Annotated in this window: 13 protein-coding genes and 4 pseudogenes; 12 read left to right on the top strand and 5 right to left on the bottom strand. The window is 40.9% G+C overall.

Annotation, left to right across the window (positions count from 1 at the left end; translation table 11 throughout):
• Positions 1-448: 448 nt before the first annotated feature.
• From QUB24_RS07400 to QUB24_RS07415, 4 genes are all read left to right on the top strand, one after another.
• Positions 449-856 (top strand): phenylpyruvate tautomerase MIF-related protein, encoded by a 408-nt coding sequence (locus tag QUB24_RS07400; protein ID WP_333152007.1) that lies wholly within the window; start codon positions 449-451, stop codon positions 854-856.
• Positions 857-918: 62 nt separating this feature from the next.
• The gene (locus QUB24_RS07405) at positions 919-2,922 is read left to right on the top strand and encodes a lipoxygenase family protein (protein WP_333152009.1); all 2,004 of its coding nucleotides are present in this window, start codon (positions 919-921) and stop codon (positions 2,920-2,922) included.
• A gap of 169 nt (positions 2,923-3,091) precedes the next feature.
• Positions 3,092-4,042, top strand: a complete 951-nt coding sequence (locus QUB24_RS07410) for a hypothetical protein (RefSeq protein WP_333152011.1) — start codon at positions 3,092-3,094, stop codon at positions 4,040-4,042.
• A 296-nt stretch (positions 4,043-4,338) separates the two neighbouring features.
• Positions 4,339-5,085, top strand: a complete 747-nt coding sequence (locus QUB24_RS07415) for an SDR family NAD(P)-dependent oxidoreductase (RefSeq protein WP_333152013.1) — start codon at positions 4,339-4,341, stop codon at positions 5,083-5,085.
• Between the two features lie 63 nt (positions 5,086-5,148).
• Here the strand turns inward: QUB24_RS07415 and QUB24_RS07420 are convergent.
• Positions 5,149-5,463: pseudogene (locus tag QUB24_RS07420) on the bottom strand (transposase); the annotation flags it as partial.
• A gap of 448 nt (positions 5,464-5,911) precedes the next feature.
• Here QUB24_RS07420 and QUB24_RS07425 point away from each other — a divergent pair.
• From QUB24_RS07425 to QUB24_RS07435, 3 pseudogenes are all read left to right on the top strand, one after another.
• Positions 5,912-6,456, top strand: a pseudogene (locus QUB24_RS07425) (transposase); the annotation flags it as partial.
• Positions 6,457-6,636: 180 nt separating this feature from the next.
• Positions 6,637-7,695 (top strand): annotated as a pseudogene (locus QUB24_RS07430) (ISKra4 family transposase).
• A gap of 152 nt (positions 7,696-7,847) precedes the next feature.
• Positions 7,848-8,662: pseudogene (locus QUB24_RS07435) on the top strand (transposase); the annotation flags it as partial.
• 70 nt (positions 8,663-8,732) lie between these two features.
• On the opposite strand, the gene QUB24_RS07440 reads toward QUB24_RS07435, so the two are convergent.
• Positions 8,733-8,942, bottom strand: a complete 210-nt coding sequence (locus tag QUB24_RS07440; protein ID WP_006633400.1) for a hypothetical protein — start codon at positions 8,940-8,942, stop codon at positions 8,733-8,735.
• Between the two features lie 308 nt (positions 8,943-9,250).
• On the bottom strand, positions 9,251-9,493 hold the full coding sequence (locus QUB24_RS07445; RefSeq protein WP_333152016.1) for an NACHT C-terminal alpha/beta 1 domain-containing protein: 243 nt from the start codon (positions 9,491-9,493) through the stop codon (positions 9,251-9,253).
• A gap of 97 nt (positions 9,494-9,590) precedes the next feature.
• Between QUB24_RS07445 and QUB24_RS07450 the strand changes: the two genes are divergently transcribed.
• Genes QUB24_RS07450 through QUB24_RS07465 form a run of 4 tightly spaced genes read left to right on the top strand, consistent with a single transcriptional unit; the run spans position 9,591 to position 12,966 of the window.
• Positions 9,591-10,310 carry a hypothetical protein gene (locus tag QUB24_RS07450; protein ID WP_333152017.1) on the top strand — a complete coding sequence of 240 codons (720 nt, stop codon included), beginning with the start codon at positions 9,591-9,593 and terminating at the stop codon, positions 10,308-10,310.
• Positions 10,311-10,313: 3 nt separating this feature from the next.
• Positions 10,314-10,946 (top strand): hypothetical protein, encoded by a 633-nt coding sequence (locus QUB24_RS07455; protein WP_333152019.1) that lies wholly within the window; start codon positions 10,314-10,316, stop codon positions 10,944-10,946.
• Positions 10,943-11,212 (top strand): ABC-three component system middle component 6, encoded by a 270-nt coding sequence (locus QUB24_RS07460; RefSeq protein WP_333152021.1) that lies wholly within the window; start codon positions 10,943-10,945, stop codon positions 11,210-11,212. The genes QUB24_RS07455 and QUB24_RS07460 overlap by 4 nt, the downstream gene beginning before the upstream one ends.
• Complete coding sequence (locus tag QUB24_RS07465) at positions 11,209-12,966, top strand: DUF2326 domain-containing protein (RefSeq protein WP_333152023.1); 1,758 nt, start codon at positions 11,209-11,211, stop codon at positions 12,964-12,966. The genes QUB24_RS07460 and QUB24_RS07465 overlap by 4 nt, the downstream gene beginning before the upstream one ends.
• 126 nt (positions 12,967-13,092) lie before the next feature.
• Here the strand turns inward: QUB24_RS07465 and QUB24_RS07470 are convergent, their stop codons facing one another.
• Positions 13,093-13,326: a hypothetical protein gene (locus QUB24_RS07470; protein ID WP_333152025.1), complete on the bottom strand. Its 234-nt coding sequence runs from the start codon at positions 13,324-13,326 to the stop codon at positions 13,093-13,095.
• A gap of 74 nt (positions 13,327-13,400) precedes the next feature.
• On the opposite strand from QUB24_RS07470, the gene QUB24_RS07475 reads away from it, so the two are divergent.
• Positions 13,401-13,718 carry a ribbon-helix-helix domain-containing protein gene (locus tag QUB24_RS07475; protein WP_333152027.1) on the top strand — a complete coding sequence of 106 codons (318 nt, stop codon included), beginning with the start codon at positions 13,401-13,403 and terminating at the stop codon, positions 13,716-13,718.
• A gap of 136 nt (positions 13,719-13,854) precedes the next feature.
• Here QUB24_RS07475 and QUB24_RS07480 read toward each other — a convergent pair whose 3' ends face one another.
• Complete coding sequence (locus tag QUB24_RS07480) at positions 13,855-15,321, bottom strand: glycosyltransferase family 87 protein (RefSeq protein WP_333152029.1); 1,467 nt, start codon at positions 15,319-15,321, stop codon at positions 13,855-13,857.
• Between the last annotated feature and the right edge of the window lie 47 nt (positions 15,322-15,368).

The following is a 15,368-nucleotide window of genomic DNA, read 5'->3' on the forward strand; positions in this document are numbered from 1 at the left end:
AGTGACAGTTATCGAGGATGTAAAAAGTCTATAAACCAGGTCAGGTCTGGTTCATAGTCTATTCATTAGGGATCTGTTGTCAACTACATCTTACAAGTGAGTGGTGTAGTCTCTTTATTGATGGTAGGTGGAATTGTGAGATCGCAGTTTTTTAGATGCAAAAGTGGGGCAGCATCCCATTACAAACACATTCCTATTGTAGGACAGGCAATCGCGTCTGTCGAGTGATGTTGCTTAAGTAATATTTTCTGCACTGGGCAGGGTTTCTGCAGGCACTAAGATGCAACTGGGAGTTGGAAACCATTATCGACCGTGCGGGAGATCATACTTTATTTCTAAGACTGATGGAAGCTTTTGCCACGCTGCACTAGTCGCTAAAAAATTGAGCGACTGAAATAATTGTTTTGAAGAGCTGAAAAACAGTTCTATTATTAAGGAGAAAAATAAGGTGCCTTTTGTAAGAATTGAGACGAATCAGAAGTTTAGTAATAAAATCATAAATGATGTTATTATTCAAACTACTGACGCAATTCATCTAAACAAAGGAGACCCAAAAACAATGATATCGGTTGTTGTAAACACCAAGGTCAATGTGGGATTTGGGGGTGATTATGACAAGCCTGCAGCTATTGTACAAGTCCTTAGTGTCAAAATGCCTGTCGAGATTACCACCAAGCTTACAGAAAGCATCAGCGATATATTACTGACAAACTTCAATGTACTCCCCAACCGAATGTACATTTTCTTCCAAGAATTCACACAGATGCATCTGGTTGGTTGGAATCGAAAAACTTTTGCACAGATAGTAGGGGGTGCTGACTTAGAAGCCCTAGAAGCGGCTCGAAAAAAAAGCTGAAGCCAAGAAAATAACAACAAATCAGTAATTAACCATTGAGCGAATCGAGGAAATCATCAAAAATGGCAAACTTTATCCAAAGAATTGTTTCAGGTGAAGTCTCTCTAGAGCAATATAGCAATACCGAGAAAGAGCTTCTAGCATATAAGATTTTAGAGGATTTACCTTTGACTTCTATCTTAAAACTGAAAGAGGAGTTAAAGGGAAAGGTCATCAAGCAATCCCGGAAAGTGATCGGGAAAATAGTACATAAGGATTCGGATATACCCATACCCAATTTAGAAGTGGAGTTATGGGATCGAGATCCATTCGGGTTAAATGATTATCTAGGAAGTGGGGTGACGAATAAACACGGGGAGTTTGAAATATTTTATGACCCCAGTCTTGCGGGCTTTGGTGATGTCCCAGATTTGGATTTTAAGATTTTTGATGTGCCTCAAACCCTTATTATCGATGGAAAAACCGTCAAAAAGAGGAATTTGATTGAAGTCGTCAAGGGTGCTGAGAATGTCACCCAAGAAGTTTATGACTTTGGGACAGTGCAACTCTCATTTTATGAGTACGATCCAGAGTATAGCCTCTTTCCTTATGCCCTTCCGAATTCTATTCGACACGATTTCGTGCCTGAGGCTCTTGCCATAACACTGCAATCCGTAGCAAAATATGGCAAAACAATGAATGAATTAATTCAACGAAATCGAAGAGATCCCAATCAGCCATCCTACGACGAGATCCAAAAATCATTTCCAGAAACATTAACGCTTATCCTAGAAAAAGAGCGTAAGGGTTATACAAGAAGCGATGAATTCTTTGGAGAAAAAATGCTCAATGGGTTCAACCCACTCATCTTAAAAAAGGATAAAAACAATCCTTCTTTATACACGACATCTTTTAATGGGGAGAAATTTGACCTGACTGGCAAGATAGATTTGCCAAATTACAAAGTCAAATTTGAATTAAAAAACGACCAATTGTTGCCGATAGAGATAACACTTCAGTTCCGGGAGGATAATAATACCAAGCCGAATCCCCAAATGAAACAATCGCAGACTTATACTCCAGCGGATGGAAAGAAGTGGTTGCAGGCTAAGCGAGTCGTTCGCGGTACTCACCTGGGTGTTTTAGGGGAGGTGAAGGGCCATCTTGCTCAGTGTCACTTTGATATGGAGCAGTATGCAATCGCACTTTTGAGGAATGTAAGAAAAAATCCCCTCCGCGACCTCTTGTACCCTCATCTCAAAGAAGTAGTCCATATTAACAAATTTGGACGCAAAATCTTGATGGACGCTCAGGAAGGGTTTTTCGCCAAGCTAGAACCCATGTTCATTAATCCAGATATGTTGCAATGGGTCAGGTCATGTATGGGGACTTATGATTGGACAGATTGGCGGCCTAGGACACCGCTGTGTGAGTCTCATACATTTGCCAAACTCGGCAACTTATGCTGGGAACTGATCAGCACTCATGTCGATTCATTTTTTGTCACCAATCATGACGAAATCGTCAGGAATTGGGACGAAATATTCAGATTTTCAGAGGAGTTGGTTCAACATAGCGTTCCCTATCTTACTCTGAGTATGGAGCAAGTTGATGATGGAGATGAATGGTATGACTTAAATGAAATTCAGCATTCATCTAATCCCCGTCGAGAGATAAATGGGGAAGTCAAAGCGGTTAGACCTATTACTTCATCGGAGCAACCCACTGTACAAGATATCGAGAATCTCAAACAGGTTGCCCGGTATGTGATTTACCAATGCACCTTTTGGCATAGTTGGATTCACAATGAGCATAATCCTGAGTTTGTTGAACTCAAGTATGGCGGTCTCTTGAGAAATGGCTCAATGGGAGATGAAGAGGATGAGAAGGTTTTATGCGATCGCCAAGCAGCCAGTATTATTGTTGCTGTGTCACACATGCTAACCAATTTCAAATACGGTTACATTCTCAAAAATGAAGATGGAGATGTCCCGTCTCAACTGATAGAACTGTTTAAGAGTAAGAAGCCAGAGTTTGAGAAACTAGGGTACGATCTCAACAACCTTCGTTCTAGAATCAACAGCTAGTCTCCTGCTCGTTGGTTTATTCATCTGATCCCGGCATAAAAAAGGGAGTTTCAACACTCCCTTTTTTATGCCGGGAAGGAAGTTTACAGACTTGCTTAAACTGCGTTATTGCAAATTCGTAATGTGGCTTTGACCCCTTGCACTAACCAATAGAGACACAAACACAAACATGAACTCAACCAACAACTTGGATTCGACAGATGAGCTAGAGTATGGTTCCTGGATCTCACTGCATAACGTGCAAACCGTACCCCTTTCAGTTGATCATTTCTGGTCTGCCTTCGACAACTATCTCGAATTGCTCAAGGCTTTCAGTGGGCGCACGGATGTAGAACTCGAAACTGGATTTGGCAAACCGCAAGATGGGCCAGGTTCTATTGTCCGATTCAACTTCATGGATTCGGTAGTCCGCGATCGCTTGTTGGTCAACGACCGGAAGAATCATGTCTGGAAAATGGACATCCCAGAGGCAACACCCCTATTCACACTCTACAACGTCACCTTCAAGGCGCGTGAAGAGGGGGACAGGGCAACGGAAGTTTCCATCACCGTTGACATCGTACTGCAAAGCGAGAATCGAGAGGAGCGAGCCGAAGCCCTCAAGACTCTTAGAGAATTCCTCCCCAAGCGTATTCCTGAAATAGTCGCCTTTATCCAACGCCGAGACGGACTTGAGTTAATTCCATTAACTGAGTCAGAAGTCAAGCAATTGGCAGCGGATTTTTATGAAAAACTAGATGCTCACGCTCCAGTTGAAGAATGTACTCCTTTCCTTGCCTTTGAAGAAGAAGGATTTCTAATGCAATTTCCCAGCGGCGTTAAAGTGCAGAATCGGGAAGAGTTTAATCAATGGTATGACGGTGCCATCAATGCCTATTTTGATGAAATTCATCAAGTGAAAGAAATAAAGGTTACTCCTTCATCTGACCACGCTGATGTGGAGGCAATCATCCACTGGGAGGGCAGTATGTGGAAGCCACCAGCCGCACACAGTAAACGGGTTGTTGTGGATGCTCATCACAGCTGGGTTGTGAAGCGCGTACCCGAAACCCAACAACCTATCTTCAAAAGCTATATCGTTCACAAATTTGAATTCGCGGATGGTTCAGCTAAACCCTAAGTTTCTGCGGTTAATTCGAGAGTATAGGGGGTCAAAGTTGAGTCTTTGCAGCCTCATTACTCAGTGAACTCATCCCACCCATCTAATGACGTGGGATTTCACGTTCCTGGTTCATGGTTCATGGCAATTTTTACGCTTGTACTTATGAACTCTCGTGGCGGGCTGCGGTTCATCCCCCGAAGGGGGCTTAAGAGCAAATCTCAATTGAGCTGTAAAACAGACAAAGCAGCCTATCGCCTCAATTGAGATTGGTATTTTTCATCAGCATTTGACCCAATAAGGGAAAGGAGAGACACATGGTCGGTAAATTAGACGGAAAAGTTGCACTAGTAACTGGTGCTTCCTCAGGTATCGGTGAAGCGACAGCGTTAGCACTAGCCGCAGAAGGGGCGCATGTTGCCCTGGTCGCACGTCGTGCTGAGCGACTCAAAACTCTAAGCAAACAAATTTTAGACAACGGCGGACTGGCAATGCCGATAATCGCTGATGTAGCCGATGAAGCGCAAGCGCACGATATGTTGCTTAAAGCCAATGCACAATGGGGTCGTGTAGACATCCTGGTCAATAATGCAGGTGTCATGCAACTCGGCTCGATTGATGGTGCGAATACTGAGGAATGGCGAAGTATGCTGAACATCAACCTCCTAGGCTTGATGTATGCTACTCATGCCGCCTTGCCGTTGATGAAGGCGCAAGGCGGTGGGCATATTGTCAATATTTCCTCCACATCGGGTCGCGAAGTATTAGTCAATGCTGCCGTCTACGCCGCAACAAAATTCGGCGTGGGCGCGTTTTCGGAAGCCCTGCGGAAGGAGGTCTACACCGATAAAATCAGAGTTACACTGATTGAGCCTGGTGCGGTGGCGACGGAGTTGGGCAATAAGATCGCGGATACCGGCGCGCAAGAATGGGTCAAAACCTGGCTTCAATCAAAAACTCCACTCGCCAGTGAGGACATCGCGGCAGCCATTGTTTATGCGGTTACGCAACCGCCGCATGTCAACGTCAACGAAATTCTCCTCAGACCAATGGATCAGCAGTGATCGCTTTTTTAGGCTAAATTAACCAAGGAAGCAGATATAGCAATCCTAAATGATTTGTGAACACTATCCATAGATATAAAGTTTCGGAAATCCAAATATTTGACGATTCCGAAAAAAAACAAATAACCTGTTGACGATGGCAAAAGATTTACAGCGATAGGCGAATTTTCTTAAAAGATTCTTTGCTTGTAGCCAAATATCTTCTACTGGATTTTGTTCGGGGGCATTCGGGGCAAATAAGATACAATTTATTTGCCATTTTTCTGGGGGTTTTCCTTGGTTTACCAAGTCTAAATACTCTCTGAATTCTTGTGACTTATGATAACTTGCTCCATCCCAAATGATTGTCAGTCTTGAGTTGGGGCGTTTTTTCATTAAACCCACATTCCGCACCCTCAACTGGCACATACGGGACTTGAGTAGTTCAAAGTCAGTCTTTCGAGACAATAATGAGTAAAAACACTTAGAGAATTGTGTAACAAAGCATTACGCGGTTGTCCATTGCTGAAAATTGAGGCTGGGGCGTGAGTTAAATAGTGATGGCAGTTAAAATTAGACTCTGTAACAGGATGGAGAACCAAAATGTGTTAATTGCGAACGCAACCAAATATCAATCATTAGCCAAAAATAGTGTAAACTCAAGTCTAGAGAAACCATAAAATCACGATTTAACAGAAGAGTGCAGAAAGCAACTGAAATAACAGTAGAAAACTTAGACCACCTAGGGCATCGGTACAGTATTAGATATTGACAAAACCGGGTAGATATGGTATGTGAGTTGAGGAGCCTGTTAAATTCTCACCATCCGGAAGAAAGAAAAAACCCTATGCGTCCTCCCTTATGGCATCCTCCCATTGAACTTTCAAACCATGAAGAGTTGATTATCAAACGCATCATTCATAGCCAAGCTATTCACGTTTCTAAGGCCTCAACCGTTCATTCATATTTAATGATGAGTTTCAAGACGAACTCGCTACAATTTTTAAATACAGCACAGTGGGTCACAGCCCAGTTCCTCCTGCACAACTTGCCTTGGCAATTATTCTACAAGCATATTTGGGGATTTCTGATGATGAAGTGATTGAAGAAATGGTGATGGATCAACGTTGGCAGTTAGTTCTCGATTGTCTCAATTGTGAAACTCCCCCTTTGGGCAAAGCGACTTTGATTAGATTTAGAAACGGCTTAATTAAAAAAGAAGTGGATCAACGCTTAATTGACCGCACCGTAGAAATTGCCAAGCAAAAAGGTGGATTTGGTTCATCCCAACTCAAAGCGGCTTTAGATTCGTCGCCGCTATGGGGAGGCGGCAAAGTTGAAGATACATATAATCTATTGGGTCATGCTTTTCGTAAAGCAGTGAGTGTGATAGGGAGCATCCCGATTTTGCAAGTATACAAAAGTATGATAGAGTATATTGTTTTTTGCGAAAACCGACACTTAGCTTCCCCAAAAAATATGTTTGAGAGTCAATCAGCCATTTTAGAGGAACTGAAGAATAGAGTGTCTCAAGAGTTACAATAGTCAATAAAAAATTTTGACGGACCCAACATGACGCCTGACGAACAAGCACGTTTACAAGCCCATACTGCTGAAATCGCCAAAATTTTATACAAAAACACTCCCCCCGAAGCATTAGAGAGCCTAGAAACAATAGAAGGGCACCTGAGAAAACAATGGATAGAGATAGTGGGACCCCAAGTGGCTTTTTTTTTATCAAAGAAACCACGGGAACGGACAAAGGACGCCCCCGAACAGTAAAAAGCTGTGTGGGTGAGTTAAAAATTACAGAAAAACAAGCAGAAAAATTAAATCTCAAAAAATCGACTCGCTTGGCCCCTTTTTTTGAGAAATGCTGACGGAGACAAGTAGCCCTGTTATCCTATTCCAAGGCATCTCAAGAAATTGAAGTACAGACGGGAGTCAAGATAGGTCATACCAGTTTACATAGATTGGTAGAAAACCACTCTTGGGGTCGAACCAGTAGCAGAAGCGCCCATTAAAGAAACCAGTGTGGATGGAGGAAAAGTGCGTATTAGAGGGGCAAAAGGGGAAGGTTCTCACTGGCTCGATTATAAAGCAGTTAGTCTTCATGACAGCTTTTATGGTGCATATTTTATCGAAAATGAAGTGTTGATTGATTATGTCAATCGTCAGCCGTTAAATTCCCTACTGACTTGTGTAGGCGATGGACACGATGGAATTTGGAATATCATCGGTAAATTCAATCCAGATGGCAATCGCCGAGAAATCTTAGAGTGGTATCATTTAGTAGAAAATCTGTACAAAGTAGCAGGGTCTAAGAAACGGCTGTCTAGAGCCAAAGAATTGTTGTGGCAAGGTCGTATAGATGAAACCATTAAGTTGTTTGAGTTGTGCAGTAGTCGTCAGACTACCAACTTTTGTAAATCTCTAACAAAACATCGGGATCTAATTGTTAACTATCAACTCTTGTCGGACAAAAATATTTGTTCTATTGGGTCGGGAGCGGTGGAATCATTAGTGAAACAGATTGAGAGAATATTGAAAATTTCCGGCGCTCAGTGGGGTCGTGAAAATATTAATCAAATGCTCAAACTTAGGTGTGCTTACTTGAATGAATTAATCTAGAATATAGATACCGTTTCTATATTTTTCTTCCCAACTCCCATACTTTAAATACTCCTCTCTCGCCAGTTCGGTTAGCCTGCGGGCGACAACTTTTCCGTTCTATCATGTAGCGCAGGGCGAAAAATTTTGGCTCATATCATACTTTTAACCATTTACAAAACCGGGATGCTCCCTATAAAACCTTGCTAGTTCTCACAGAAGTCGCTCGCCAACAACAGTGGTTGTTTGACAACGATAAACAGAGTATTGAGGATAGAATAGTAAGTTTAAGTCAACCCCATATTCGTCCCATAGTCAGAGGAAAAGCATCTTAAAGCGTAGAATTTGGAGCCAAACTATCAGCCAGTTGTTTTGAAGGATATGTATTTTTAGACCGGATGAGCTGGGATAACTTTAACGAATCAGGGGACTTAAAAACACTCATTTGAAGCATATCATAAGTTCACAGGATACTATCGGTGAATCAGTTCATGCAGATCGCATTTACCGTAAAGCGTGAAAACCGAGCATGGTGTAAAGAAAAAGGAATTAGGCTGAGTGGACCGCCCCTAGGAAGACCGCCAGCAAACGTCAGTAAATCAAAAAAGAAACAAGCCGCATATGATGAAAGAATTAGAAATGCGATAGAGGGAAAGTTTGGGCAAGGCAAACGAAGATTCGGTCTGAACGCTTGTGATGGCAAAACTTGATAATACATCTGGTACAGTTATGGCAATTACTTTTTTAGTCATGAACGGATGCTTCCTGGTGGCGCCGGGTTTTTTGTGTGTTTTTATGTCTATTTGGAAAAAGAACACCTGTTTTTAGGTTGAAGATAATCTACAATTATAACTGGGTGGAATCAATACCGAAACAACTTATCTTTAATCGAGCTTTCAGATATCGTGAGCTCCTGCTATTGCTTGGCGAGCGATTATTCAGCAAACCCTACATAGAGTCTACGCCTAATACTTCTATCGCTTCCTGAATTATTTGCAACAAGTCGGCATCAAGAATCTTGAGTAAATCCTTTTCAAAGCTCTTTTTAGACTCCACATTCATGGTTGTCTCTTCAGGATTTTGAAAATTTGCTCGCGGCTGACTGTTTCAGTATTTTCGCCTTCTTTGATAGCATTTTCCATCCCTATATCTTCTAGGGCTTCTGTTAAAATTTCAGAAAATACTTCTTTTTGTTCTTTTAATAACTCAAAAATCGCTGCTTTGAGCAATTCTTTAAGTTTGGTTTCGTCTAGAGTAATTTCAGACATTGCTTTTTTTGTGGGATTTTTTTTAAGGTTTTTATTTTATCACGAAATGCGGCAAATTTATTTTTAATTTAATTTAATTTAATTTAATTTAATTTATTCTAGCTAACTTTGGTTTGCGGGTAGTCAGAAACCGGGTTTTTTCGAGAATACTTCGTTACACCTCGTAGAAGCGGCCAAAAACCCGGTTTCTTTGGTTTGCGGGTAGTCAGAAACCGGGTTTTTTTTCGAGAATACTGCATCCCGACCTTTAACTAAAGTGAAAAACCCGGTTTCTTTGGTTTTGATGCGTAACTCCCGACAGTCAAAACTTAGGACTCTAGATAAAGTCGTTTGAGCCAGTTTACGACAGTTTGAAGTAAATCGGGGTCATGGGGGGAGAAGGTTTGCAGGGGTGGATGAGGTGTGTCGGTGATGAGGCAGATTGTACCGTCGAAGCGGGTAAGGGCATCGAGGAAAGTAGGGCTCAAACCTCCGGCGGCGGCGGATGTGGGGTCTTCATAGAAGATGAGGATGGGGTGTTTGTCTGAGTCTAGGAGTTGCCAAAAGAACACGGTACGTCATGGTATTGGTGTGATAGCAGGTCAAAAAAGGTGCGCCAAGTGCTACATTATTGACAAATCATTTTTGTAAAAGCAAAAGGCTGATCCAATGGAACCATCCAACCTTACCCGGCGACTGAAAGATTTGGAAGACAATATTAAAAAAGATTTTGCTTTACTCAAAGACTACGAAGATGCCTTACGCGATGAAGATGATCCACGTCGCAAGGGTAAATACAATCGAGCAATTGAGCAATTAAGGGAATCAGCGAATCGCTATCAGCAGGAATACGATCAACTGCATCAGCAGATCACTGGTGAACCAACTGTACAAATGCAGAGCGTAGCTATCCAGTTACAACAGATGAACAGCCGATTATACCGATTATCCGCTGGACAGAAAGCTATTTATGAAAACATCAACCACCTGCGACAAGGATTACTAGCCTATTATGATGCTGGCGAGAAAAATATCATTTTTGCAATCACAGAGCGGTTAAATGAATCTCAAATAACGACCATTTCTGCTTTGTTAGATGCAATAGAATCTAACAAAGTGTCAGATGCAGAAATGCAGAATATTTTACCAAGTATCCAGGAAGGTTTAAGTATATTACAACAACGCGGTGTTACTTTTCCGGGTAGTCAGGGAGAGATCGTCGAAGTGATTAATGCACCTCAAATGGATTTTAAGCATAGATTAAAGGTTGCGGTGCCTATTATTCCTTTTATCTTGGACTATGAAGGTGAATTAGAACTAGGTACAGGGATAAATCTCAAAGAAGCTTTGAAACAATTTATGGCGCGACCGCGGCTTATAGGAGGGTAAATCGTGGAGCCGCACCATCAACGTAAGCATGATTTAGAAGAAAACATAAAAGAGGAATACAAACTACTGAAGCAATTAGAAGAGGGTTTGCGTTTGGCTTCAGAGCCACAGCAGAAAACCAAATTCAACAAGGACATAGAGGAAGTTAAAAGTAGGGTTGACAATTATTATGTCGAATTAAATTCCCTAGGTCAAAGTCAACAAGATAAATATTTTCTTGTTAGTGCAATGACAAATATTACATTCAAGGAGTTGGATGTAGTGACACAGGGAATTATTTGTATGTCCATACCTTCTGATACTAACTTTTCAGTTACTCCTCCTTTGCAAAAAATGTTTAATAATCAACTGACTGGGGCTGCTCAATCAAGATTAATGACAGGGGTAATTCAAGCCAAGATGGTTAGCAACTTTGTTGACAATATGGTCAATTTAATCCCTGACTTTCCAGAAAGGCTAAAAGTAGGATTCGTTACTGAGTATCAAAGACTCCAAGGAATAGGATTAGAGGGAAATGCTCTATTTAATGCCTTACATGAATTTTCTTGCCATCATAGCTCAGACTACGATCTAAAAGCGGCAGGCTTAGCAGTTCTTTACTATCTTTTTGAAAAGTGCGAGGTGTTTGAAAGATGACTCTCTCTACAGAGGCAGCTTCTACATATAACTACTCAAGAATTTTACCTACAAAACACATCTCTACCCGTCGCTCTTTGTTGGGAGTAGGTGCTAAAATAATAGAACATTTATATCAACCGAGAACAGTCTCATCACTTTGGAGTGCTGTTTCCACGATGCCGGAAGTCGCAACCTTTGAACGGTTTGTTTTGACTCTGGATATCCTATACGCTATTGGGGCAATTGAAATGGATGCAGGAATACTTCGTAGGAGTCGTCGATGATTCATGCTGTTCGCTGTAATCATGCTTCCTTTAAAGCCGTCGAATTTAGACCCGGCTTTAATGTAGTGTTGGCCGATCGTACAGAAGAGTCTGGAAGCAAAGACTCTCGTAACGGTTTAGGTAAATCAACTTTAATTGAAATAATTCACTTTTGCCTTGGAGCTACATTGCCAACCGCTAGAGGACTGGGTTCTCAAAATTTACAAGGTTGGGCATTTAGCCTAGACCTTACACTTACTAATAAAGTTATTACAGTTACTAGAAGTATTGATAAGAAGGAATCTCATCAGGTAGCAATTGAAGGAGATACTACTTCATGGCCTATTCAGCCGAAAGAAAAAGAAGGGCAAAGAATTCTAAGCCTGATAAAATGGAAAGGATTACTAGGAAATCTTCTGTTTGGCTTGCCAATTGATAATGAAGATCAAAAATTCAAACCTACATTTAGAGGTCTAATTTCTTATTTTATCCGCCGTGGACGAGACGCATTTTCTACTCCGTTTGAAAATCACAGAAAGCAACTTGAGTGGGACAAGCAAGTTAATAATGCTTTTTTACTAGGTTTGGCTTGGGAAGATGCGAGAGATTTACAACTTTTAAAAGATCAAAAAAAAATACTGGATAATATCAAAAAACTTAAAAAAGACACTGAGACAGGAGTTGCAATTGGTATATTGGGTTCTCTAGGCGAACTCGAAGCTTTAAAAGTAGAAGTCGAGTCACAGTTACGCGAGAGAAAAAGAACCTTAAGTAATTTTCGCGTAGCTGATCAATACCACGAACTAGAGGCTAATACTAATCGGTTGACTGCGGAAATTCATGAACTCACTAATAACAATATTGCAGAAAAAAAAATATTAGAACTTTATCAATCTAGCCTGGAAGCAGAAAATGAGCCCTCTCCAGAGGATGTCACTAATATATATGAAAGTGTCGGCATTGAACTTCCTGGTTTGGTAGTTAGAAGATTGGAAGAAGTAGAAATATTTCATCGTATACTTATCGAAAATCGTCGCGATTTTCTATCGAATGAAATTGATCGTATCAGGAGAGATATATCATCTAGAGAAATTATCATAGGTGAAAAAATAGAAGAACGTGCTTCTTTATTGGAAGTGCTACAAACACATGGTGCTTTAGAAGAGTACACAAGACTCCAAGAACTTTATCTAGAAACTGTATCTAATCTAAACGATATCAAAAAACGTATAGAAGAGTTAAATAAGTTTGAAGAAGGAAAAAGTGCTTTAAAGATTGAAAAAGAACGTGTATTACAACGCGCACGTAGTGACTATAAAGAACGACGTGTTCAAGCAAATCGGGCTATAGATTTATTCAATACAAACTCTCGATTTCTTTATGATGCCCCAGGAAGGCTAATTATTGATGTAGGTGACAATGGTTTTCAGTTTAAAGTAGAGATTAACCGTGATGGCAGCGAAGGTATCGATAACATGAAAATATTTTGTTATGACTTAATGCTGGCACAGCTTTGGTCTGAACGCGATCCTTCACCACGTATACTCATTCATGACAGTACCATTTTTGATGGTGTAGATGAGCGACAAGTCAGACTGGCTCTTGAATTTGCTGATAGAGAATCTAGGAGATGTGGCTTTCAGTATATCTGTACTTTAAACTCAGATATGGTTCCACGCTCCGAGTTTGCAGCAGATTTTGATTTTAATTCCTTTGTAAGACTTAGACTGACAGACGAAAGTGATGAGAGTGGACTACTAGGCATTCTCTTTTAGAGATATTCTTTGACTCTTCTACAAATATTTTGATCCGGTTTTGTTTTTCCTCTAACCAGAAACCTGATCCAAAGGGTCAAATAAGGACGATCGCACTTTTTCAATTCGTGCGATCGCCCTCAAAGATTACTCTTTCCAGTAACGGGTTAAAATCCGAATCACCTCACCCCCTATCGGCGATGGTAGAGGCGGGCTCCATTCCCCAACTTCTGCAAAACCTAAAACGTGCAACAGATTAACGATGCTGTCTACCGCTTTGGGAACGCCACACAACAGCAAACGAATCGGTTGTTTACCAGCGGGTACATCAGGAATTTCTTCCCGGAGCAGTTCAGGAACTGATTTTGGCTGTGATATCATACAGTTTCTCCTAAATATGGGAGTTCCAGCCCCCACCGAACGATTGCGAGTCTGAGCGGTGGGGGTTTGGTTTTGTGTCTACTCTAAAGTATCACGGTATGCACTCCGAGTCAACACTTGAGGGTGAAATTGATACTGTAGAGGTCAAAAAAAGGTACAATAGGGCAGTAAAAGCACAAATAACAGCCTTGCCAGCAAAACTCCCCAGAATAGTTGTATATCTTCCAGAAGAACTTAAAGCAGACCTAGAGCGGTTAGCCAAATCGCATTATCGGCCGGTCTCGAATATGGTGTTGACATTAATTCAAGAAGCAGTAGATGAGGCTAAATCTGAGGGGAGAATTCAAAGCGACGATCGATCGCAGCAACAGAAAAGCGACAGCGACGAGTAATATCATTTAAGGTTTTTTCTGAATGATTTAACCGCAGAGGACGCAGAGATCACAGAGGAAGAGAAGAGAGAGATGAAACATGGTGAACACGCTACCTATTACTTGCTCTTGGCCAGATGAATGTCTATTTCCTGCTTCAGTTCTGTCGGTCAAATTCAGCAACCTGTTTTTGACCAACGGATGTAATCGCTAAGACTAAAACACTTAACGTAAGGCCTAAAATCGCATAACTCGGTAGTGAAAAAATAGTTACTTTAAACAAATAAGGCAATTCCCCCCCTTTCCAGTTCCACCGCTTTCCTAGAAACACCAACAGCCCGCCATGAATCACAGCGGTTTGCACCATGACACAGCCAACTCCCAATAACCAAACCGACATTCTTTGCCTAGAGAAGGCACAATTTTTAATCTGAAAACATAAATCATTCAGCAAAAAAACCACCGCCGATGCTAACATCACAGAACTGGTTGGCTGAGAATAGTTGATAGCAATACTCAAAGTAGAAATTAGCACCATTTCAGATAAGTCAACCTTTTTTGACCAAGCATTGCGAGATTGTTTTTTGTAAAAATACCAACTCACTAAACCAACTAGCAGCAGAACAATCAAGTCAGAAAATAGCTTCGCCACGAAGGGACTATCGGGGAAAAATCTCGGCCCCATAACCCTTAAATCAAGGCGACTCATAGAAATATAAGCATTATTCGATGGATCGTTGAGCCAGAGTGGAAATCCACGAGTCGCATCCTGTATAAATCCTGTTAAAGAATTGCCCGTTACAGCTAGACCTATAACTGCCAAAAAAGTTACCGTGACTATAGATATAAAAACTAGCTGAAACCGTCTTTTGATTAAAAAATAAGGAATAAACAATATAACTAAAGTTGGTTTAAAAAGGGCAACTCCTAATAAAAATCCGGCAAGTACATCCTTATTGTTTCTGGCACAAATAAACATCCATAACAGCATAACCGCAATAAAAGTTGCCACATTGCCAACTTGAAGATCGAAGACAAAACCGTAGAGGAATGCAACTGATATACTACAAATAGTCCGAAAAGCTCGTGAGTGCGACACCAACAAGATATTCGCTCCCCATAAAACAAAACCTGTGGCAATAAGATGCAGCCAAGTCCAGATTGTGAAAGCAGTCTTCATCGGGAAATAGCCCAAAAACCACAGCGGAGGAATGATATTAGGTGGATAAACAAAAGATGGAATAAACCCGCACACTTTTGTGATGCTACAGAAACCGATGTTAAACACCTCGACATTAAAGGGACTCAAATGCTGATGGGCTAATCTACTCGCTACATAAAACCACTTAAAATCCCAGTAAGGCGGATCGGGCCGATTAGTCAGATTGTAAACCAACCAACCGGTATAACAGAGAAATCGGGTGAGAACTAATACAATAACTGCTTGCAAAATAAAGTTAACAATAGGTTGACGAAAAAACAGAGTTAACCTTTCGATTGAAGGATGTTTTAAAAACAAAGAATCTTGCCATGCTGTTTTTTCGCTATCTAATCGCCAATTAAATTTTACAATCAAAGCGACAGCAATTAAAATAATTACATTCCAGAATCCCAAGCTAATCATAGAAAATAATTTTGATAAATTTACTATTAGATGATATCACAACCAGA

It is taken from the genome of Microcoleus sp. B9-D4 (genome assembly GCF_036705105.1).
In the GTDB taxonomy this organism is placed as follows: domain Bacteria; phylum Cyanobacteriota; class Cyanobacteriia; order Cyanobacteriales; family Microcoleaceae; genus Microcoleus.